Source organism: Streptomyces sp. 2131.1 (assembly GCF_900105515.1).
GTDB lineage: Bacteria > Actinomycetota > Actinomycetes > Streptomycetales > Streptomycetaceae > Streptomyces > Streptomyces drozdowiczii.
In genome coordinates this window covers 1,143,870-1,164,148 of record NZ_FNSY01000001.1, presented here as the reverse complement: position 1 = coordinate 1,164,148, position 20,279 = coordinate 1,143,870, and the positions used below count along the sequence as shown (strand labels likewise).

The 20,279-nt window shown below is 73.4% G+C and carries 16 protein-coding genes and 1 tRNA gene; 8 read left to right on the top strand and 9 right to left on the bottom strand.

Going from position 1 to position 20,279, the window contains the following annotated elements; translation table 11 throughout:
* Nucleotides 1-206 precede the first annotated feature (206 nt).
* Nucleotides 207-1,658, top strand: a complete 1,452-nt coding sequence (locus BLW14_RS05190) for a nucleobase:cation symporter-2 family protein (protein WP_177153900.1) — start codon at nucleotides 207-209, stop codon at nucleotides 1,656-1,658.
* A 56-nt stretch (nucleotides 1,659-1,714) separates the two neighbouring features.
* Here the strand turns inward: BLW14_RS05190 and BLW14_RS05185 are convergent, their stop codons facing one another.
* The gene (locus BLW14_RS05185) at nucleotides 1,715-2,578 is read right to left on the bottom strand and encodes a chitosanase (protein ID WP_093704794.1); all 864 of its coding nucleotides are present in this window, start codon (nucleotides 2,576-2,578) and stop codon (nucleotides 1,715-1,717) included.
* A 113-nt stretch (nucleotides 2,579-2,691) separates the two neighbouring features.
* Nucleotides 2,692-3,522 (bottom strand): chitosanase, encoded by an 831-nt coding sequence (locus tag BLW14_RS05180; RefSeq protein WP_093704792.1) that lies wholly within the window; start codon nucleotides 3,520-3,522, stop codon nucleotides 2,692-2,694.
* 60 nt (nucleotides 3,523-3,582) lie between these two features.
* Here BLW14_RS05180 and BLW14_RS05175 point away from each other — a divergent pair, with 60 nt between their 5' ends.
* Nucleotides 3,583-4,266 carry an alpha/beta fold hydrolase gene (locus tag BLW14_RS05175; protein ID WP_177153899.1) on the top strand — a complete coding sequence of 228 codons (684 nt, stop codon included), beginning with the start codon at nucleotides 3,583-3,585 and terminating at the stop codon, nucleotides 4,264-4,266.
* A gap of 31 nt (nucleotides 4,267-4,297) precedes the next feature.
* Here the strand turns inward: BLW14_RS05175 and BLW14_RS05170 are convergent, their stop codons facing one another.
* Entirely contained in the window at nucleotides 4,298-4,888 is a 591-nt protein-coding gene (locus BLW14_RS05170) for a TIGR03086 family metal-binding protein (protein ID WP_093704788.1), read from the bottom strand.
* 346 nt (nucleotides 4,889-5,234) lie between these two features.
* Between BLW14_RS05170 and BLW14_RS05165 the strand changes: the two genes are divergently transcribed.
* Both BLW14_RS05165 and BLW14_RS05160 read left to right on the top strand, forming a co-directional pair.
* On the top strand, nucleotides 5,235-7,310 hold the full coding sequence (locus tag BLW14_RS05165) for a LamG domain-containing protein (protein WP_093704786.1): 2,076 nt from the start codon (nucleotides 5,235-5,237) through the stop codon (nucleotides 7,308-7,310).
* A 195-nt stretch (nucleotides 7,311-7,505) separates the two neighbouring features.
* Nucleotides 7,506-8,501 (top strand): fibronectin type III domain-containing protein, encoded by a 996-nt coding sequence (locus BLW14_RS05160; RefSeq protein ID WP_093704784.1) that lies wholly within the window; start codon nucleotides 7,506-7,508, stop codon nucleotides 8,499-8,501.
* Between the two features lie 43 nt (nucleotides 8,502-8,544).
* On the opposite strand, the gene BLW14_RS05155 is transcribed toward BLW14_RS05160, so the two are convergent.
* The 5 genes from BLW14_RS05155 to BLW14_RS05135 form a co-directional block, all read right to left on the bottom strand.
* Nucleotides 8,545-9,726 carry a vWA domain-containing protein gene (locus BLW14_RS05155; protein WP_093704782.1) on the bottom strand — a complete coding sequence of 394 codons (1,182 nt, stop codon included), beginning with the start codon at nucleotides 9,724-9,726 and terminating at the stop codon, nucleotides 8,545-8,547.
* 3 nt (nucleotides 9,727-9,729) lie between these two features.
* Complete coding sequence (locus BLW14_RS05150; protein WP_177154203.1) at nucleotides 9,730-10,932, bottom strand: AAA family ATPase; 1,203 nt, start codon at nucleotides 10,930-10,932, stop codon at nucleotides 9,730-9,732.
* Nucleotides 10,933-10,937: 5 nt separating this feature from the next.
* Nucleotides 10,938-12,701, bottom strand: a complete 1,764-nt coding sequence (locus tag BLW14_RS05145) for an ankyrin repeat domain-containing protein (protein WP_093704778.1) — start codon at nucleotides 12,699-12,701, stop codon at nucleotides 10,938-10,940.
* Complete coding sequence (locus tag BLW14_RS05140) at nucleotides 12,698-13,831, bottom strand: leucine-rich repeat domain-containing protein (protein ID WP_093704776.1); 1,134 nt, start codon at nucleotides 13,829-13,831, stop codon at nucleotides 12,698-12,700. Before BLW14_RS05140 ends, BLW14_RS05145 begins: the two co-directional genes overlap by 4 nt.
* A 108-nt stretch (nucleotides 13,832-13,939) precedes the next feature.
* A tRNA-Cys gene (locus BLW14_RS05135) sits at nucleotides 13,940-14,015 on the bottom strand.
* 211 nt (nucleotides 14,016-14,226) lie between these two features.
* Between BLW14_RS05135 and BLW14_RS05130 the strand changes: the two genes are divergently transcribed.
* The 4 genes from BLW14_RS05130 to BLW14_RS05115 all read left to right on the top strand — a co-directional run bounded on the left by BLW14_RS05130 (nucleotide 14,227) and on the right by BLW14_RS05115 (nucleotide 19,162).
* Nucleotides 14,227-16,515: a glycosyl hydrolase family 18 protein gene (locus tag BLW14_RS05130; protein ID WP_093704774.1), complete on the top strand. Its 2,289-nt coding sequence runs from the start codon at nucleotides 14,227-14,229 to the stop codon at nucleotides 16,513-16,515.
* A 147-nt stretch (nucleotides 16,516-16,662) separates the two neighbouring features.
* Nucleotides 16,663-17,052, top strand: a complete 390-nt coding sequence (locus BLW14_RS05125; protein ID WP_093704772.1) for a BatC protein — start codon at nucleotides 16,663-16,665, stop codon at nucleotides 17,050-17,052.
* A complete protein-coding gene (locus tag BLW14_RS05120; RefSeq protein ID WP_093704770.1) occupies nucleotides 17,049-18,260 on the top strand; it encodes a cupin domain-containing protein in 1,212 nt (403 codons plus the stop codon). Before BLW14_RS05125 ends, BLW14_RS05120 begins: the two co-directional genes overlap by 4 nt.
* Nucleotides 18,257-19,162: a sucrase ferredoxin gene (locus tag BLW14_RS05115; RefSeq protein WP_093704768.1), complete on the top strand. Its 906-nt coding sequence runs from the start codon at nucleotides 18,257-18,259 to the stop codon at nucleotides 19,160-19,162. The genes BLW14_RS05120 and BLW14_RS05115 overlap by 4 nt, the downstream gene beginning before the upstream one ends.
* Nucleotides 19,163-19,280: 118 nt before the next feature.
* Here BLW14_RS05115 and BLW14_RS05110 read toward each other — a convergent pair whose 3' ends face one another.
* Complete coding sequence (locus BLW14_RS05110; protein ID WP_143051994.1) at nucleotides 19,281-20,030, bottom strand: hypothetical protein; 750 nt, start codon at nucleotides 20,028-20,030, stop codon at nucleotides 19,281-19,283.
* Nucleotides 20,031-20,279: the final 249 nt, after the last annotated feature.

The window sequence follows — 20,279 nt, the reverse complement described above, 5'->3', positions numbered from 1 at the left end:
GCGGGGCCCGCGGCAACCGGTACGGGAGGCGCGCCGCACACGCGTACGCGCCTCCCGTACCGGCGACACCGGCTGACCGCACCAGCCGCACGACCTGCCTCACCGCACCACCGCAGCACACGGGGCCCGGTCCGGCGGACCGGCCCCGGCACCACCTCCCTGAACCCCACGTCACCGCCGACGTGTAACCGACCGGAGGAACCGCCGTGGCAGCTACGCCCAGGTTTCGCGACGACGCAAGTGCGACCCCCCACCCCGACGGAGCGCCGGAGACGGCCCCGTCCGACCGGAAGCATCCGGTCGACGAGACACTTTCCCCGCTGAAGATGTTCACCAGCGGCCTCCAGCACGTGGCCGCGATGTACGCGGGCGTGGTCGCCCCGCCCATGATCGTGGGGCCCGCCGTGGGCCTCACCCCGAAGGAGACCGCCTTCCTGATGGGGGCGAGCCTGTTCACCGCGGGCATAGCCACCCTGCTCCAGACGCTCGGCTTCTGGCGCATAGGCGCCCGGCTGCCGTTCGTCAACGGCGTCTCCTTCGCCGGGGTGACCCCGATGGTGGCGATCGGCAAGGACCGGGGGCACGACGGGATCGCCGTCATCTTCGGCGCGATCATCGTGGCGAGCCTCCTCGGCTTCGTCCTCGCGCCCTACTTCTGCAAGCTGGTCCGCTTCTTCCCGCCCGTGGTCACCGGCACGGTCATCACCCTGATCGGCGTCTCCCTGCTGCCGGTCGCCTTCAACTGGTCCCAGGGCGGCAACGCCACCGCCCACGACTACGGCTCCACCACCAACATCACGATGGCGGCGGTCACCCTCGTCATCGTGCTGGCCCTGCGCAAACTGCTGCGCGGCTTCCTCCAGCAGATCGCGATCCTGCTGGGGCTGATCATCGGCACCCTGATCGCGATCCCCGTCGGTATCACCGACTTCGGCGCGATCAAGAACGCCGACGCGATCGGCTTCCCCACCCCGTTCCACTTCGGCGCACCGCAGTTCGAGATCGCGGCGATCGTCTCGACGAGCATCGTGATGCTGGTCTGCATGACCGAGTCGACGGCGGACATGCTGGCCCTCGGCAAGATCGTCGACCGCCCCGCCGACGAACGGACCATCGAGGGCGGGCTGCGCGCCGACACCCTGGGCAGCGCCATCAGCCCGCTGTTCAACGGTTTCATGTGCAGCGCCTTCGCCCAGAACATCGGCCTCGTCGCGATGACCAAGGTCCGCAGCCGCTTCGTGGTCGCGGCCGGCGGCGGCATCCTCATCCTGCTCGGCCTGGTCCCGGTCGCCGCTTCCGTCATCGCCCTGGTGCCGCTGCCGGTCCTCGGCGGTGCGGGCATCGTCCTGTTCGGCTCGGTCGCGGCCAGCGGCATCCAGACCCTGGCCGGCGCCGCGCTGGAGAAGGGCGAGAACGCGCTGATCGTCGCCGCCGCCGTCGGTGTCGGGCTGATCCCGATCGCCGCGCCGGACTTCTACCACGCCTTCCCCAAGGACCTCCTGGTCGTCCTGGACTCGGGGATCTCCACCGGCTGTGTCGTGGCGATCGTCCTCAACCTGGCCTTCAACCACCTCGGCCGCAAACCCGAGTCGGAGGAGGCGGGCACGGCGCCCGGCGGCCACGACCCGGTCAAGGCCATGGAGGTCGCCGCTCACTGACGTGCCATCAGCACCGGGTGGCGCGTACGGGGTTGCCCGTACGCGCCACACGTGGTTCAGCCGATGTGGAAGCTGTCCCCGTACACCTTCCAGTCGAGCGGCGGGTCGAGGTTCAGGTTGCCGTTGCGCAGGAAGACGCGCTGGGCGGTGTCCACCCGGCTGGTGTCCGAGTGGGCCTCCTCCTGCTCCATGGCCCAGACCCGCGCGTCCAGGAAGGCGTCGAGGTAGGCGACCTCGTCGCCGCCCTGGGCCGGCGGCTTCGCCTGCGCCAGAGCCCGCTGCCGGATGGCCCCGAAGCTCGTGCTGTCGCCGCCGTTGCCGTGCATCACGATGGCGTCGTAGTACGCGAACTGGCCGAGCGTGCCGAGGCCGTCGCTCTTGCCCCGGCTGACGGCCGGGTCGAAGTACACCCGGTCGCGCTCGTCGTTCTGCGCCTGCTGGAAGTCCTGGTCCTGGGCGGCCGTCTCCCAGGCGTCCTGGAAGCCCGGGTCCAGACCGTCGTGCGAGTCGCTGCCGTCCACCTCGCGCAGGGCCGGCAGGTATGCGGCCAGTACGTTGTCCGGCTTGCGCTGCGTGTACAGCTCCACCAGGTCGAGCATGTCGCCGGTGCCGGAGCAGAAGCCGATGATGCCCGCGGTGTAGCCGCGGCCGTCGCCGATGTCCTCGATGTAGCCGTACTGCGCCTTCCAGTCCAGCGAGGAGTTCTCCGCGCTGGAGACCAGCTGCATGGCGATGTCCTTCTTCGCGGGATCGTCGAGACCGGTCGAGGCCGCCTCCTGTGGGTGAGCCGCCGTGGGGGCGGTGGTGGGGCCGGCGAAGGCGGTGGCGGGCACCGCCGTGAGGGTCAGTCCGAGCGCGACGAGCGCGACGCGCACGGTTCGGGTGGTGCGACGTGCGGTGCGCTTGTGGGGAGCGTACACCTGTCCTCCAGTGGAGTTCGTCGTTCCGGTGTTCTGTTAGGAAGCTTTCCTATCAGGTTCGGGCGGTGGGCGTACACCTTTGGGACACAGGTGAGTTGAGCGGTCTTCCCGCGCTAGGAGCTCTTGATCTCGTAGCTGTCGCCGTACACCTTCCAGGCCAGCGGCGGGTCCAGATCCAGGTTGCCCCGGTCCAGGAAGACCCGCTGGGCGGTCTCCACCCGGCTGGTGTCGCTGTGCGAGGGCTCCTCGCGGATCGCGGCGACCCGGGCGTCGAGGAAGGCGTCGAGATACGCGGTCTCGTCACCGCCGTCCGCGGGGGAGCGGGCGTGGTCGAGCGCCTGGCGCCGGATCGTACGGAATCCGGTGGTGCCGTCGGCGTCGGCCTCCCCGTGCATTACGTACGCGTCGTAGTAGGCGAACTGGCCCAGCGTCCCGAGCCCGTCCTCCTTCGCCCGGCGCACCGCCGGATCGAAGTACGACGCGTCCCGCTCGACGTTCTGCGCCTCCCGGAACCTCGCGTCGTCCGCCGCCTCGGCCCAGGCGCGGGTGAACGGGCCGCCGAGCCCGGTGTGCGCGTCGCTGCCCCTCACCTTTCGCAGCGCGGGCAGGAACCGCTCCAGCGCGTTGCCGGGCCGGGACTTCGCGTACCGCTCGACGACCCGGAGCAGGTCCCCGGTCCCGGAGCAGAAGCCGATGATGCCGGCCGTGTAGCCGCGCCCGTCCCCGATGTCCTCGATGTACTTGTACTGGGCCTTCCAGTCCAGCGTCGAGTTCTCCGCGCTGGAGACCAGCTGCATGGCGATGTCCTTCTTCGCCGGGGCGGCGAGCCCGCCCCCCGGCCCCTTGCCGTTCCAACCCCCCGCCTGGGCGCAGCCGGTGAGGGTGGTGGCGGACACGAGGAGGGCGGCGAGCGGGGTGACCAGGGAACGCGCGGAGAGCTTCACCGTCCAAGCCTGCCAGGCCGGAGGCGTGATGCCGGCGCATTCGGCGGTAGCGTCGGGGGCATGGATGATCAGTCTGTGGTGGATGTCGGCGACGTGCGGCTGGCGTACCGGAGCTGGGGTGACCCGTTCGGGGCGCCCGTCGTACTGCTGCACGACCTCGGCGCGAGCGCGGCGAGCTGGGAAGCGGCCGGGCGCCTGCTGGGGCAGGAGTGGCGGGTGTACGGAATCGACCTGCGCGGCCACGGCGAGAGCGACTGGCCCGACGAGTACGACCTGGAGCTGATGCGCGACGACGTGCTCGGGTTCCTGGACGAGTGCGAGCTGGACCGGGTGGGCCTGGCCGGCCACGGCATGGGCGGGGTCGTCGCCCACCTCCTCGCGCAGGAGCACCCGGACCGGGTGGAGCGGCTGGTGCTGGTGGAGACCCCGCCGCCGTTCCCCGGAGCGGCCGGTCCGGCGGTCGAGCCGGACGGGCCGGCCGGCTACGACGAGGCCGTGCTCGCGTCGGTCAACACGGAGCTCGCGGACCCCGACCCCGCGTGGGCGGACGGCCTCGGGGAGATCGTCGCGCCCACGCTGATCCTGGCGGGCGGGCCCGGCAGCACGATGCCGCAGGGCCGGCTCCAGGACATGGCGTCGCTGATCCCGGACTGCCACCTGGTCACGATGGGCGGCGGCCACCGCCTGCACGAGGCGGACCCGGAGCAGACGGCCCAGCGGATCACGGAGTTCTTCACCAGCTGAGGTGCGGGGCGCGCGGGCGCCGGGGCCGGTCTCAGCCCGCCGGCCGCCAGTCCGGCCGGCGGCCGCCGCGGGCGACGGCGCGATCCAGCAGCGGCGCGTCCTCCGGCACCGGGACCGGCGGGCCGAACGGCGAGGTGGCCGGCGGGTTGTCGCCCAGCTCGGCCAGGAGCGCGAGCGAGTTGCGCAGATGGGCGTCCTCGGCGTCGAACGGCTGCCCGGTCGCCTTCGCAAGGTCCCAGCCGTGCAGGACCAGCTCGTTCAGCGCGACCATCCCCGCCACCTGCCCCGGCAGGTCCACGCTCCCCGCCCTGGTCATGCCCTCCCAGGCGTCCGGGGAGCGCCAGGCCGCCACCATCTCGTCGAGCGCGGCGGGCAGCGTGGTGCGCCAGCCCGGCTCCAGGACGCCCGACTCCACGGAGGGGGCGCTGTCGGTGGTCGCCCCCAGGTCCTTGCGGGCGGCGTCGCGGAAGGCGACGGCCAGGCCCTCGACATGGGCGAGCAGCGCGCCCACGGTCACCCCGGGGCACGGGGTCGCGGCCCCCAGCGCGGCGTCGTCGACGCCGTCGAGCTGCGCGGTGATCCGGCGGGCGGCGGGTTCCAGGTCCAGCGGTTGCGTATCCATACCCGTAGAGACTGCCGGACCGCCCGCGACTCATCGCTCAGCGCACCACGTGTCCCCGCAGAACGATCCGACGAGGGTGATCAAGCGCCGCCGGACCGGCCGGCGGGTCCGTGTCGTACGCGATGCGGGTGACCTCCGTCGTGTGGCGGCCCTCCGTCTGCCGGCCCGAAAATCGAAGCGGCTGTCACACCCCGCCGATATGGTCACGACGGGGCGGATGGAGCGCTGCTGACGGCGCTTCACCTGCGAGGGGGGACGGGCCGGACGGCGGGCCGCCCACTTCGGCCATGCCATGAAGCGGGTCCCCTTCCGACCGATCGGGAGTCGTATCTTGCGAAGAACCAGGTTGCGCGCACTGACCGTCGTACTCGCCGTGGGGATGGCCGTGGGCACCTCGCTGCCCGCCTTCGCGCTGTCCGGGCAGCGGCCCGCGCGGCCGTCCCTCGACCAACTCACCACAGGGAACCAGCCCTGCGACGCGGTCACGCCGACCGCGGTGCGGTCCTCACCCACCCTCCGGGCTGTACTGAACGACCCCGACGGCGATCCGGTCAGCGCGCAGTTCGAGGTCACCTGGAACACCGAGGGCTCCACGTCGCCTAGTCCTCTGCGGGTCGCCACCACGGCCAAGGCCAACGGGTCGTCGTTCTCCTGGACGGTCCCGGACACGGTCCCGGAGGGACCGGTCGGCTGGCGGGTCCGGGCCAAGGACGCCGACGGGTACGGCCCCTGGAGCGACTCGCTGCACCAGGGCAGGTGCCAGTTCGTCAAGGACGTCCACGTGCCGGCCGCGCCCCAGGTCACCTCGCCGGACATACCGCTCGGCAGCGACGAGTGGGTGGACGCCGTGGGGCGCTACGCGAGCTTCACCTTCGCCTCGTCCTCCGCCGACGTCATCGCGTATCGCTACGCCTTCCCCGAGGGGTCGGCCCTGTCCACCGCGCGACCGGACGAGCCCGGGGGACCGGTGACCGTGCGGCTGACGCCGCCCTCCAAGGGAGTGCAGACCCTGGTGGTCCAGGCGGTCGACGGGGCGGGGAACGTCAGCGAGCCCACCCGGTACTTCATCCGGGTCGGATCGCCCGCGGGCGACGTCGCCCGGTGGAAGCTGGACGACCCCGTGGGCTCCATGACCGCCGAGGCGGCTGCCGGCGGGGTGCCGGCCTGGGCGAAGCCGGGCGCCACCTTCGGGGCCGAGGGGCCGAGCGGCACGGCCGCCGTGGGTGCCGCGGCGTTCGACGGCTCCTACGGCGCCGGTCTCGTGGCCGAGACCACGGCCGCGGATTCCACCAAGACCTTCACCGTCGGCGCGTGGGTCCGTCCCGAGGACGCCGACCGGGGCATGACAGCGGTCAGCCAGACCGGCTTCATGGCGCACTCCGACTTCACCCTCGGCACGGTCCTCGGCGAGGACGGGAAGCCCTCCTTCACCTTCTCCCTCCCAGGGGCGGACGGGGTGACCCGCGTCACGGGCGGTTCCCCGACGCCGGGCGACTGGTCCCACCTCACCGGTGTCTACAACCCGGAGACCGGGACCGCGCAGCTCTACGTCGACGGTGTCCTCGCCGCTTCCGGCGACGCGGCCGTCCCGGCCGACACCATTCAGGGATACCTCCAGATCGGGCGCGAACTGGAGGACGACGGCATCCACTGGACCGGCGCCTGGCACGGGGACATCGCCGACGTCCGCGTCTGGGACCGGATCGTGCAGCCCGACGAGATCGCCGACATCGGCCACCGCATACCGCAGCGCACCGGGTACTGGGCGATGAACACCGTGCGCACCGACGATTCGTACATCGACACGCCGGATGCCGGCGGAAGCCAGAGCCTCATCCTCTCCGGCGACGCCCACCTGGACACGACCGACCCGCTGACCGGCGCGGGCAGCATCTCGCTCGACGGCGACGGTGACTACCTCGACAGCGACGGCCACCAGGTCGACACCGACCGAAGCTACACCGTCACGGCCCAGGTACGGCTGCACGAGTGGCTGCCCGAGCAGGACATGGCGGTCTTCGCCCAGGGCGGTGACGAGGCCGATGCCTTCACCCTTCGCTACCAGGGGAGCGACTGCACCTGGCAAGCCGTCTTCGCCCACGCCGACAGCGCCGAGGCGGCGACGACCACGCTGAGCGCCTTCTACTACGGCGACGGCACGCACCACCTCGCGGTTCAGTACGACAGCATGGCCGGTGAGGTCCGCCTCTTCGTCGACGGCAGGCTCGCCGACAGTGCTCCGTACTCCGCGACCGACGCCTGGAACGCCTACCGGGCGCTCCAGGTCGGCCGGGACGGCAACGGGCAGGGCGGGTTCCACCACCTCGACGGCGACGTGGACGAAGTCCGCACCTACGCCGGTCTGTTGTCGCCCAAGGAGATCAGCCGGCTCGCCGAACCGGGCGAGCACCCGGACCTGTAGAGCCGCGCCCGCTCGCAGCGCCCCTGCGAGCGGGCCCCGGGGCCGGCCCCACCGGAGCAAGCCACCTCGTCCAGGTCATGCCGGGTGACCGGACAAAGGGCCCGGGGCACACCGGCACATTGCGGAAGGTTCCGCTCCGTCCTCTTGTCGGCGACCCCCGCCGCGTGCGATACAGGTCTGGACCATTGCTCCCGGATGGAAGGCAAGACCGTGCGATCCCCCCACACGCATGCCGCGTTGGCCTGTTCCGCCGCCCTGCTCATCGCCGCGCTCACGACCGCCTGCGGCTCGGAGGCCGAGGCGGACACCGGGAAACCCACCGCGCCGCACGGGGTGACCGCGCAGGCGAGCAGCGCCACCTCCGCGCACGTCATGTGGGAGGCGGCCACCGACGACACGGCCGTGACCGGCTACGACGTCTACCGCCAGGGCAAGAAGGTCAAGTCCGTCCCCGCGAACCGGGTGATGATCGACGTCGACGGCCTCACCGCCTCCACCGCGTACACCTTCACCGTCCGCGCCCGTGACGCGGCCGGCAACCTCTCCGCGCCGAGCACCGCCGCCTCCGTGACCACGCCCGCCCCGACCCCCGCCGACCACCAGGCCCCGACACGGCCGGTGAAGCTGCGGGGCAAGGCCGACGGCAGCCGGGCCGCGACCCTGTCCTGGGGCGGCTCCACGGACGACGTCGGCGTCACCGCGTACGACATCTACCAGGAGGACTCGCGCATCCATAGCGTCCCCGGTACGCAGACCACCGCGCGGCTGACCGGACTGCGCCCCGGCACCGTCTACACCTTCACGGTCCGCGCCCGGGACGCCGCCGACGCCTCCTCGCCCGACAGCAACAGCCTCGACGTCACCACCGCTTCGGCCCCCGGCGCCCCCGCCCCCACCGCCCCCACCGACCTGCGGATCACCAGTGAGGCGGAGGGCAAGGAGTACGCCGTCGACCTGGACTGGAAGCAGCCGGAGACGGGCGGCGAGATCCCCGCGTACCAGCTCTACATGAACGGCCGGCTGACCACCACGATCGTCTGGGGAGGCGAGCCGCCCGCCGGCCGCGCGCACTACCGGCTCACCGTCACCGACCCGCGCGGCACCCGCTACTCGATGAAGATCCGGGCCAAGCTGCCGGACGGCAAGTGGGGCGACTTCTCCGCCGTACGCACGGTGGTGCTCGGGGACTGAGGCGCCCGCCGGGGCCGGCCGGGGACGCGGACCGTCTTGATGGTCAGCCGGGGACCCGGACCGTCTCGATCCACGACGGCGGCTGCGGGGCCTCCGTCCCGATGAGCGCGGCGATGAGCCGGCACGAGGGCGACTCGTCCGGCCAGGGGGTGCAGCCGTCGGTGAGGACGACCACTATGCCGGGGCGCTCCGGGGTGGCCAGCGCCCGCGCGATCCCCACCCGCATGTCGGTGCCGCCGCCCCCGCCGAGCGTGACCTGCTCGGTGGCCGTCACCCGCGAGACGGCGTGCACATCGGCGTCGCAGGCCAGTACGGAGACCCGGTTGCCCCGGACGCCCACCTCCCGGAGCACGCCGGTGACCTCGCCCAGCGCGGCCGCCAACTCCCCTTCGCCCATCGAGCCGGAGGTGTCGACGACGACGGCCACCCGGGGCAGCGGCCTCCGCAGGCTCGGCAGGACGATGCCGCGCAGGGCGGCGCTGCGCCGGGACGGGCGGCGGTAGGTGTAGTCCACCGCCCCGGAGGCCCAGGCCGCCGCCTCCCGTACCGCACCGGCCAGCGCCTGCCGCCAGTCGACGGTCGGCTCCAGGACCTCGTCGGCCCAGCGCCGCCAGCCCTCCGGCAGGCTGCCCCGGGTGCGCCGGTGCGCCCGCATCGACTCCGCCGTCCGGCGCCGCAGCGCCTTCGCCTCGGTCGCGCTCACCGGCGACGGCCCGTCCGGCCCGGCCAGCTCCCACGGCTCGGGGCGGCCGTGCGCGCCGGAGCCGCAGTTGTGCGGCGGCGGGCCCGGCGGCAGCGCGGGGAGATACGCCTCGAAGAGCTGCCCGTTCGGCAGGCCGAAGAGCGCCGGCTCCATCCGCCTCTCGGGCAGTGCCAGACCGTCGCTGATCAGGTCGTCGTTGATCTCGCAGTCCTGGGCGACGTTGACCCGGTGCGCGTCGCGCTGATCGGCCGCCGGGAGCCGGGCGGCCCTGCCGTGGTGGTCGCGGAGCAGGTGCGCGACCTCGTGCACCCACACCCCGGCCAGCTCCGCGACGGGCGTGCGCTCGACGAAGGCGGGCGACACATAGCACCGCCAGTGCCGGTCCACGCCCATGGTCGGCACCCGGTCGCTCTCCACCACCGACAGCGCGTACAACGCCGTGGCGAGATAGGGCCGTTCGCCCGCCGCCCGGTAGCGCGCGGCCAGCAGCTTGGTGTGGTCCAGCCGCGCGGGTACGGGCACGGCTCAGCCGCTCCCCGGCAGCGCGCCGGAGAGCCGGAGCAGTTCCAGGAAGGCGTCGATGCCCTCCGGCACCGGCCAGTCGGTGTCCCGCATCGACGCCAGGTCGACCGCGGCCCGCGCCGCCACATCCGGTACCCCCGCCGCCACGGCCTTCGCCAGCACCGCCCAGCCCGCCTCCCAGCGGGGACGGGTGAGATCGGCCTGGACGGCGGCCACCACCGCGATCAGGAAGGCCAGTTGCCGGTCGCCCCGGTCGGGCAGGGCGAAGGCGTCCGGGTCGGCCAGCACCCGGTCGGGGTCGGGCAGGTCCAGGTTCTCCAGGTACGAGAGCAGCTCGATGCCCGCCCCGTCCCCGACGGCCCCGGTCAGCGCGGCGGCGACGGCCTCCCGGCCGGTGCCGGTCGCGTACCCGGTGGCGAGCAGCCGCAGCGCCATGTCCCAGGTCCGGGGCGACGGCCAGGCCCTGCCCCGGCTCTCCGCGTCCTCCGGGAGGTGGTGGACGAGGCCCGGCCGCGCGGTGAGGAAGCCGGAGACCGCGCCCCGGGCCCGCGCCACCGCACCGGCCGCCCTCGCGGGGTCGACGACCGGGACGGCGGCCTCGGGCCAGGTGCCGGCCATGCCTCGGGCTACGGTGCGCGGGTCGTGCGTCCAGTGCAGGTGCACGAAGCGGTTGGCGAGCGGCGGGCTCAGGTGCCAGCCGTCCGCCGCGCTCGACGGCGGGTTGGCCGCGGCCACGACGCGTACGCCGTCCGGCAGCTTCAGGCTGCCCACCCGCCGCTCCAGGACGACGCGGAGCAGGGCGGCCTGCACGGCCGGGGGAGCGGAGGACAACTCGTCGAAGAACAGCAGCCCCTGGCCCCGGCCTGCCAGCCGGACCGCCCAGTCCGGCGGCGCCATCGGCACTCCGGTCGTGGCCGGGTCGTCACCGACGACGGGCAGACCGGCGAAGTCGGACGGCTCGTGGACGCTGGCGATCACGGTCTCCAGCTCCAGGCCGAGGCCCGCCGCGAGCTGTTCGAGCCCCGCCGACTTGCCGATGCCCGGCTCGCCCCACAGCAGCACCGGCTGATTCGCGGTCACCGCGAGGGCCAGCGCCGCCAGCTGGGGGCTGTCGACCGTCTCCGTGCGGGTGGCGCGCAGCCGCTGGTTGAGCGCGTCGGCGGCGTCCAGCGGGTGCGGCGCCTGTGAGGGGACGCCGGGTGCCATGGTGCTCACGCGTCCTCACCTTCCTCGTCGTCGTCCTCGTCCTCGTCGTCCTCGTTCCACTCGTCCCACCACTCCGCCCCGATGTCGGGGTGGGCCGCGAGCACCCGTTCCGCGAGGAACCCCAGATCGGTCCGCCGGTACTTGCGGATCATCTGTTCGAGGGAGAGTTCCGTCTGGTCGGTCACGTCCGTGCGCGCGCCCGCGTCGAGGAGCGCCCGTACGAGCTCCGCCGAGCCGCGGCCCGAGACCGCGACGCTGAGCGGGGTGCGATGGCGGTGGTCCCGGGCCTCAAGGTCCAGGCCCGCCTTCAGCAGCCGGGGCAGCAGCACGGTGTGGTCGATCAGGGGCAGGACGTGGAGCAGCGTGTGGCGGCCGCCGTCCCGGAGGTGCGGGTCGACGCCCGCGTCCAGGAGCGCGACGACCCCGGCCGTGTCCCCGTGCTGGGCGCGCAGGAAGAGGTCGCGGCGCTGGGCGGCCAGGGCCTTGGGCAGGCGGCCGGTGCCGGTGCGGCAGGCGTGCTCCACGGCGAAGCAGCCGGTGACCGCGCCGCCGAACGCGCGCAGGGCGTTCTCGCGCTGCCGCTCCTGCGCGCTGTGCGGGGAGTCCAGCGCCCCGTCCCGGAACCGCACGAGATGCCAGTCGCCGCGGCAGCGCACCCGCACCGGAGCGGGCGGCGTGAGCCCAGGCGGCCCGAACGGCCCCCGGTGACCGGGGAAGAGCGCCTCGCCCACCAGCGGATGCAACTCGGACGGGGTCAGGAAGCCGTCGGCCAGCAGCTCCAGGTCGGGTGGCCTGCGCCAGACCGCAGCGGGCAGGAAGGGCGCGCTCCCGGCGGCCTCGCGGTCGACGATCCTGATCCGCATCCGGCCGCCGAGCCCCGGACGGGTGAAGTCGAGCAGGGCGCGCGCCCGCCAGTCCTGGCCGATCTGGAACCGTTCCGCCGTGCCGAGCGCGGCGAACCGCCGGACCTCCGCCTCCAGCCGGGCCAGGTCCAGGTTCAGGGCCGACACGATCGTCTCGGGAGCGGTCCGGTAGTACGAGGGCATCTGCGGAGGCGTCGGATCCCACTCGATCCCCGCTTCCGCCAGCGCGTCGGCGACCCGGCCCTCGCGGTACACCAGGTGCAGCCACTCGGCGCGGGCCACCGGGTCGCCGGGGCCCGGGTTCCGGTCCGGCAGCCGGTCCGCCGGGAGCGGTGAGCCGTCGGCGTCGAGGAACGGCAACCGGTGCGCGCCGCCGGCCCGTTCGCGCAGCTCGCCGGCCCGGCTCGCGCGCCACAGGTGTCCGAGGCTCCGCCAGTCGTCGGTGCCGCCGGACGCGGCTCGGCGCCGCTGCGGTCCGACCCGGAGCAGGACCCGCTGGGGGCCGTCGACCATGGGTACGGTCCGCAGCTGGAGGTACGCGGTGCTGCCGGCGTCCGGGCCGTCCGCCCCGGAGCCGTAGCCGGCGAGGAGCACGGTCCGGTCGGTGGCCAGCGTCGAGCGCCCGGCGAGGATCCGCGGCAGATGCCAGCGCAGCAGGTCCGGCACCAGGTCGCGGAGGTCGTCGAGAACGGCGTCGGCCACCGGGGTGCCGTAGCGGGCGGCGACCTTCTCGAGGTCGACGCGCACGTCGAAGCCGGCCGCCGCGCAGGCCCCCTGCCAGTCACCGGCCGCCCGGCGCGCTGCCGAGGCCTCGATCATGGTGCGTGGCACCGCGTAGCGGCGGACCTGGCGCCAGCTCGACGCGTCCTGCGAGCCGAGGAACCGTACGGTGTCCCGCGCGCTCATCGGTACAGGCTCCTGACCGCGCGCAGGTCGGCGTGGGCGCCGCCGTCCGGGCGCAGCAGCGTTGCGAAGGAGCGCTTCACCCGGCGCGGCAGGCCGGGGCCGAGCCCCACGTACTCCAGCCGGGAGCCGCGCCCGACCGCGGCCAGCAGGGTCTTGGCCCCGCGGCCGGTGAGCCCGGTGTGGCTGAGCTCCAGGCGGCGCAGCGGACTGCCCGTCAGCGCCTCGGCCAGCGCGGCCGCGCCGAGGTCGCCGGTGGCGTTGGGCGGGGCGCCGAGGCTGCGCTCCGAGGGCGGCCGGCCCAGGTCCAGCGCCTCGATCCCGTCGAGGGCACCGGCGAGGGCGCGGGCTCCGGCGGGCCCGATGCCGTTGCCGCCGAGACCGAGGCGGACGGGCCGGGCGGGGTCGGCGGCGGCCGCGAGCACGGCGGCGCCCTCGTCGCCGAGGTGGTTGGACGGCAGGTAGAGCTCGCGCACTCCCGCGTCCAGGATCAGCCGGGCGAGCAGCGGGGCGTCGTCGGCGCCGAGCCCGTTGCCTCCGAGGAACAGCCGCTCGACGGGGCGCGTACGGGTGGTCAGGACGTCGAGCAGCGCCGTCAGACCATCGGCGGTGACTCCGGTGTTGACCAGGTCGAGGGTGCGCAGGGCGGTGTTGCGGCGCAGCATCGGGACCAGAGCGCGGACCCCGGCGTCCCCGAGGGGGTTGCGCTTGAGCCAGAGGGCCCGGACGGTGGCGTCGTCGGCCAGGGCTGCGGCGAGCGCGGCGGCCCCGTCGGCGCCGATGCGGTTGCAGCCGAGGTACAGCGTGTGCAGCCCGTGCTCGCCGCCGACCGCCGCCGCGACGGCCGAGGCGCCCGCGTCTCCGAGGGAGTTGGTGCCGAGCAGGAGATGGGTGGCGTGCGGGGAGCGGGCGACGGCGGGCATCACCCGGGCCGCGCCGGCCGCGCCGAGGCCCTGCTTGCACAGGTCGACCCGGCCGTCCGCCCGCAGTGCGCCCAGCGGGAACGCCTCGTCGGCCGCGACGGGTTCGTCCGCTGCCAGCCGGGCGAGCAGCGGGATGAGCATTTCCGGATCGGCGAGGGGCAGGTCCGGATGTTCAATGGCCGGACAGCGCACCGGCATCGGCTGCGACATCGCCTACCCCTCAGTCCCCCGTCGGGCCGGGTCCCGGTGGGGGAGGGCGACCGTGCGCTCCGCCCGCTCGGGACGAACCGACTCCGTCGACTCTCCTCTACGAAAAGGTGGCAAGACAGGTCGGATTCGAACCGACGTCCTCCAGCTTGCTGCTTGGGCGCGACGACCTCTGCGCTACAGCCTTGCCGTCGGTGATCCTAACCATGGCGCCGGGCAATTCGCACACCTGCGCCATCAGTTGCCGGGGCTTGAAGGGGTTCCGCGCGCCCGAATCCCAAGTGGTCTGTACCTCTTGACGACTTGGTCCAGACCAATTACCTTCCCGTGTGCTCCATGGCACGACATCCGCACCTCCCCGAGGACCGCCTCACCGGTCCCTGCCGTAAGGGAGAACCATGTTCGAGCACCTGACACTCAGACGGAGAACGGCGACCGCGCTGGTCGCCGTCCTCGGCCTCCTCCTCACGCTCCTGTCGCTCCAGGCCGTCCCCGCGCACGCGGCGGGCAAGCTCACGGCGACCTTCACCTCCGCCGACAACGGCCCCTGGTGGAAGGGCACCTACGTCCTGCGCAACGACACGGACACCGCCGTCACCGGCTGGAGCCTGGAGTTCGACCTGCCCGCCGGGGTCGCCATCAGCTCCTCGTACAACGGCACCGTCACCACCCGGGGCAGCCACCTCACCGCGGTCAACGCCCACTACAACGGCACGGTCGCCGCGCACAGCACCACCGAGCCGTACAGCTTCTGGTTCGTCGCCACCGGCCCGATCAAGGCGCCGACCGGCTGCCGGATCAACGGCGACAAGTGCGACGGCTCCGCGGACGCGCCGCCCGGTGTGCCCGGCGGGCTGAAGCAGACCGACGTCACCGCCCGTACCGCGTCCCTGTCCTGGACGGCCGCCACCGCGGGCGACTTCCCCGTGGCCTCGTACGACATCCTCGCGGGCGGCAAGGTCGTCGGCTCCGCCACCGCGGCCACCTCCGCGACGGTCACCGGACTGACCCCGGCCACCGCGTACGCCTTCACCGTCCGGGCCAAGGACACCCGGGGCAACGTCTCCGCCGAGAGCGCCCCGCTCACCGTGACCACCGTCGACCCGGCCACCGACACCTCCGCCCCGACGGCCCCCGGCGCCCTGCGCTCCACCGCCACCGACTCCTCGTCCGTGACGCTCGCCTGGACCGCGTCGACGGACAACCAGCGCGTCGCCGCCTACGACGTCTACCGCGGCTCCGCCCTCGCCACCACGGTCTCCGGCACCACGACCACCGCGACCGTCGGCGGCCTCTCGCCCTCCACCTCGTACACCTTCACCGTGAAGGCCCGGGACCCCGCCGACAACGCCTCGCCCGCGAGCAGCGCCCTCACCGTGAAGACCGACGACATCGTCGGCGCCGGCAACTACGCGAAGGTCGGCTACTTCGTCCAGTGGGGCATCTACGGCCGCCAGTACTTCGTCAAGAACCTGGAGACCTCCGGCGCCGCCGCCAAGCTCGACATCGTCAACTACGCCTTCGCCAACATCGACCCCAACAACCTCACCTGCCTCAACGGCGTCACCAAGGGCACGACCGCCGACCCGCAGGACCCCGAGCAGGGCACCGGCGCGGGCGACGCGGACGCCGACTACGCCCGCCCGTTCAGCGCCGCCCAGTCCGTGGACGGAGTCGCCGACGACGGCTGGGGCAAGCTGCGCGGCAACTTCAACCAGCTCAAGAAGCTGAAGAAGCTCCACCCCGGCCTGAAGATCGTGGTCTCGCTCGGCGGCTGGACGTACTCCAAGTACTTCTCCGACGTCGCCGCCACCGACGCAGCCCGCAAGAAGTTCGTCTCCTCCTGCATCGACATGTACATCAAGGGCAACCTGCCCGAGTACAACGGCGCGGGCGGCCCCGGCAGCGCGGCCGGCATCTTCGACGGCTTCGACATCGACTGGGAGTGGCCGGGCACCGGCACCGGACATCCCGGCAACCACTACTCGCCCGACGACAAGAACAACCTCACCCTGCTGCTCGCCGAGTTCCGCAAGCAGCTCGACGCGCTGGGCGGCGGCCACCGCCTCCTCACCGCCTTCACCCCCGCCGACCCGCAGAAGATCGACGAGGGCTGGGACCTGGCCAAGGTCTTCGACTCCCTCGACGTCGCCAACGTCCAGGGCTACGACTTCCACGGCTCCGGCAGCGACAACTCCTGGGAGCCGAACCGCACCGGCCACCAGGCCAACCTCCACAACGACACCCAGGACCCGTACGACTTCCACTTCAGCGCGGACAGCGCCATCAAGGCGTACACCGACGCGGGCGTCGAACCCCGCAAGCTGACCCTCGGCATCCCCTTCTACGGGCGGGGCTGGCAGGGCGTCACCGACGGCGGCGTCGCGGGCGAGTGGCAGCCGGCCGGCGGTGCGGCCCCCGGGCAGTTCGCCGAGGAGGCCGGCACCCGGGGCTACTCGAACCTCATCGGCGCCTATCCGACGATGACGGTCCATCACGACGAACAGTCCGTCTCCACGTACGGCTACACCGGTAGCCAGTGGTGGTCCTTCGATGACACCTGGTCCATCGGAAAGAAGACCGACTACGTGAAGGACAAGGGGCTGCTCGGCGTCATGGTCTGGGAGATGTCGGGCGACACCACCCAGGGCACGCTGATGGGCGCCCTGGACAACGGTCTGAAGTAGCCCTCACCTGGTCATTCTCCTCAAATCGAGACTTAACGCACATAGCGGTAGGCTGGTCGCGGCGGTGCCCCTCGTGGCACCGCCGTGCCTCACCACCGGATCCGGTACGGGGTCCGGCCCCCAGCCATTCGATGCGCGGGAGGAACCATGACCAGTCCCGACCAGGACCCGAACCAGCAGGAAGGCCCTGCGGACGGAGGTGCGGCGGGTACGCCGGGCGTCCACCACGGCGGTGCCGATGGTGGGGCGGAAGGCCCTGCGGACGGAGGTGCGGCGGGTACGCCGGGCGTCCACGACGGCGGTGCCGACGGTGGCGCCGAGGGTCCGGCGGACGGTGGCGCTGCGGGTACGCCGGGCGTCCACGACGGCGGTGCCGACGGTGGCGCCGAGGGTCCGGCGGACGGTGGCGCTGCGGGTACGCCGGGCGTCCACGACGGCGGTGCCGACGGTGGCGCCGAGGGTCCGGCGGACGGTGGCGCGGCAGGCACCCCCGGTGTGCACGACGGCGGGGCCGACGGCGGCGCGGACCGTTCTTGAGTACGTCCCCGGCCGGCATCCAGGACCCCCGGGCCGCGAAGGCGGCCCCCGGGGTCCTGGCATCACGTCTGACACCCGGCACCAGCCGGGAGACGTTCGCCCGTGACATCTGGGCCCGTACGGCCCTGCTCACCCGCCGGGCCGGTGACTTCTCCGACCTCTTCTCGGCCGGCGCCGTGGACGAACTCGTCTCGCGGCGCGGACTGCGTACGCCGTTCCTCCGCGTCGCCAAGAACGGCGCCACGCTCCCCGACGCCTCGTTCACCTCGCCCGCCGGGGTGGGCGCCACCATCGCCGACCAGGCCGACGACACCGCGCTGTGGCGGGAGTTCGCCGACGGCGCCACCCTCGTCCTGCAAGCCCTCCACCGCACCTGGGCCCCCGTGGGCGACTTCACCGCCGCGCTCGCCGCCGAACTGGGCCACCCGGTGCAGGCCAACGCCTACGTCACCCCGCCGCAGAACCGCGGGTTCGACGCCCACTACGACGTCCACGACGTCTTCGTGCTGCAGATCGAGGGCACCAAGCGCTGGATCGTCCACCCTCCCGTGCACCGGGACCCGCTGCGCGACCAGCCCTGGACCGACCACCGCGGGGCCGTCGCCGAGGCCGCCGGGGGCGAGCCGTACCTCGACACGGTGCTCGAGCCGGGCGACGTCCTCTACCTGCCGCGCGGCTGGCTGCACGCGGCCGAGGCACAGGGCGAGGTCTCGGTCCACCTCACGCTCGGCGTACACGCCTGGACCCGGTACGCCCTGGCCGAACAGCTCATGCGCGCCGCCCTCGCGGAACTGCGCGATGACCCGTGGATGCGCGGCTCCCTGCCGCTCGCCGTGACGGACCCGGCCGCCGAGGCCGCCCCGGTACGCGAACGCCTCCGAGCCGCCCTCGCCGGGGCCGACCCGGCCCCGCACTTCCACCGCACCCGGCGGGCCCAGGCCCGCCCCGCCCCGCTCGGCCCGCTGGCCCAGCTCGCCGCCGTGGACGGGCTCGGCCCCGGCACCCCGGTCCGGCTGCGGGACGCGCTGGAGGCCCGCCTCGAAGGCCGGCGCCTGGTGACCCGGGTGGGCCGGCTCGACTTCCCGGACGCCGACCTGCCGGCCCTGGACCGCCTGCTCGCCGGCGGGGTGCGCACCGCCGGCGACCTCGGCCTCGCCTGCGCGGAGAGGCTGCTGCGCGCCGGCGTCCTCGTCCCGGCCGCTCAGTGAGCGCGGAACGCTTCTTCTGCGCCGACGCCGCCCGGGCCCGCGGCGACGCCCTCCCGGGCACGGCTCCGTACGGACTCGTCTGGGTCCTCCTCGAACACCACGCGCCCTGGCCCGCCAACGGCTACGACGGCCTGCCGCTCGACCCCGTCGCCCAGTCCCTCCTCTTCGAGGCGGCCCGGTCGGTCCGGGCCCGCATCCTCCTGATCCGACGCCACGGCCGCCGCGCCCGGAGGCCGGGCCCCCGCCGCTGGGCCGTACTCCGGTACGACGCCACGGGCGCCCACCGCCAGCAGTGGGGGACCTGGGAACGCGACGAGGACCTGGCCCGCGTCGCCGACGTACTCGAAGCGCCCGGGGAACCTGGGGAGACGGGCCTCCCGCCCGTCGTCCTCGTCTGCACCCACGGCCGCCACGACACGTGCTGCGCCGTGCGCGGACGCCCGGTGGCCGGCGCGCTGAGCGAGCGGTGGCCCGACCTGGTGTGGGAGTGCACCCACGTGGGCGGCGACCGCTTCGCCGCCAACGTCCTCGTCGCCCCCGACGGCGTCTACTACGGCGGCCTGGACGCCGCCACGTCCGTCGCCGTGGTCGAACAGCACCTCGCCGGCCGCGTCCACGCCGCCCACCTGCGCGGCTACACCGACCTCTTCCCCGCCCAGCAGGCCGCCGTCGCCGCCGTACTCGCCCGCAACGGCCCGGCCGCCCGCCACGCCTACACGGTCGCCGGCACCACCCGCGCCGGCCCCCGCTGGCTCATCCGCCTCACCGGCCCCGCCCCGAGCACCACCCCGTACGACGTGGAAGTCACCGCTCACCGCACCCCACCCCGCCAACTCACCTGCAACGGCCTGGCGACGAGCGCGGCGATGGTCCACGAGGTCACGTCTATCCGGGCGGGCTGAAGCGCCGCACTTATGCGAAGGTTTTGACTCACCGGCTGAGCAGGCTGCCGGTCGTAGCGGGGAGCGGTGATGGTGTCCCGCGAAGTCGTGTGGCCGATCGTGGCCGGGTCACCGCTGCTCAGGTGCGGCTCTCTTCGGCGAGCCGTACCAGGACATCCAGGTCCGGGACGTCGAGCGCTGGTATCCGCAGCCAGGCGAACGGGAATCCGTGCGCGCCGCCCTCGACCTCGTACTCCATGCGGAGCATCGCGCCCAGTTCCTCCTCGTCCTCGGAGAAGATGACGAAGCTGTAGCGGCAGGAGGTGATGGTGTGCCAGGGGATCTTCGTGCCGTCATGGTGCAGCCCGTCCGCCGTGGCGGTCAGCGGGCCGAAAACCACCTGGCCGCCGGCCGCGAGTGTCGCCTTCGCCCTGGCGAGGTGCAGTTCGGTCACCGGAGTGTTGACGCGCTGCATCAGCGAGGCGATGCCGGAGGGCGGCGAGGACGACAACCGGCCGGTGCGGAAGGCGGGCTCCGGTGTGGTGACGGGCGGGTCGGCCAGCAGTGAGCCCACGACCGTGCCGTCGGTGAACTCCAGCAGCAGTTCATGCAGCCACTTCGTGATCATCACACCGTCGGCCGCTTCGCCCTCCATGTCGTTGGCGTGCCACAGATGGGCGACCTCCGACCACTGGTAGGTGCGGCGCTCATCGCCGTCGGTCAGCACCACGCCGTCATCGTGCACGGCGAGCGTCACCGCCCGCCGCCCGGCAGGTCCGTCGATATGTGCAGGCAGCGTCCCGCGTACCGACCCGGCCGAGAAGTCCGGCTCGCCCGTCACCGGCACGCCTCTCTCCGGCGCGGACTTCTTTCGCCACCAACCAGCCATGAGCTCTCCCCCCCGGCGTCGGTGCTCAACGCCGCTGTAGCTCACCGGAGTTAGCTCAATCGGCCCCGGCGAACACACTATCCGGCGGACATGATTCGGGGCCAGAGCATCACAACAAGGGCCTCCGTCCGAGCGGGCCGGCCTCCCTTTGCGGTGGCGTCAGTACTGCTCGGCCGCGCTCCGTTCCCGACGCGCGTCCGCCTCCCGTCGCCGCCCACGCACAGCGGACACCGACCTGACGTCGCGAAT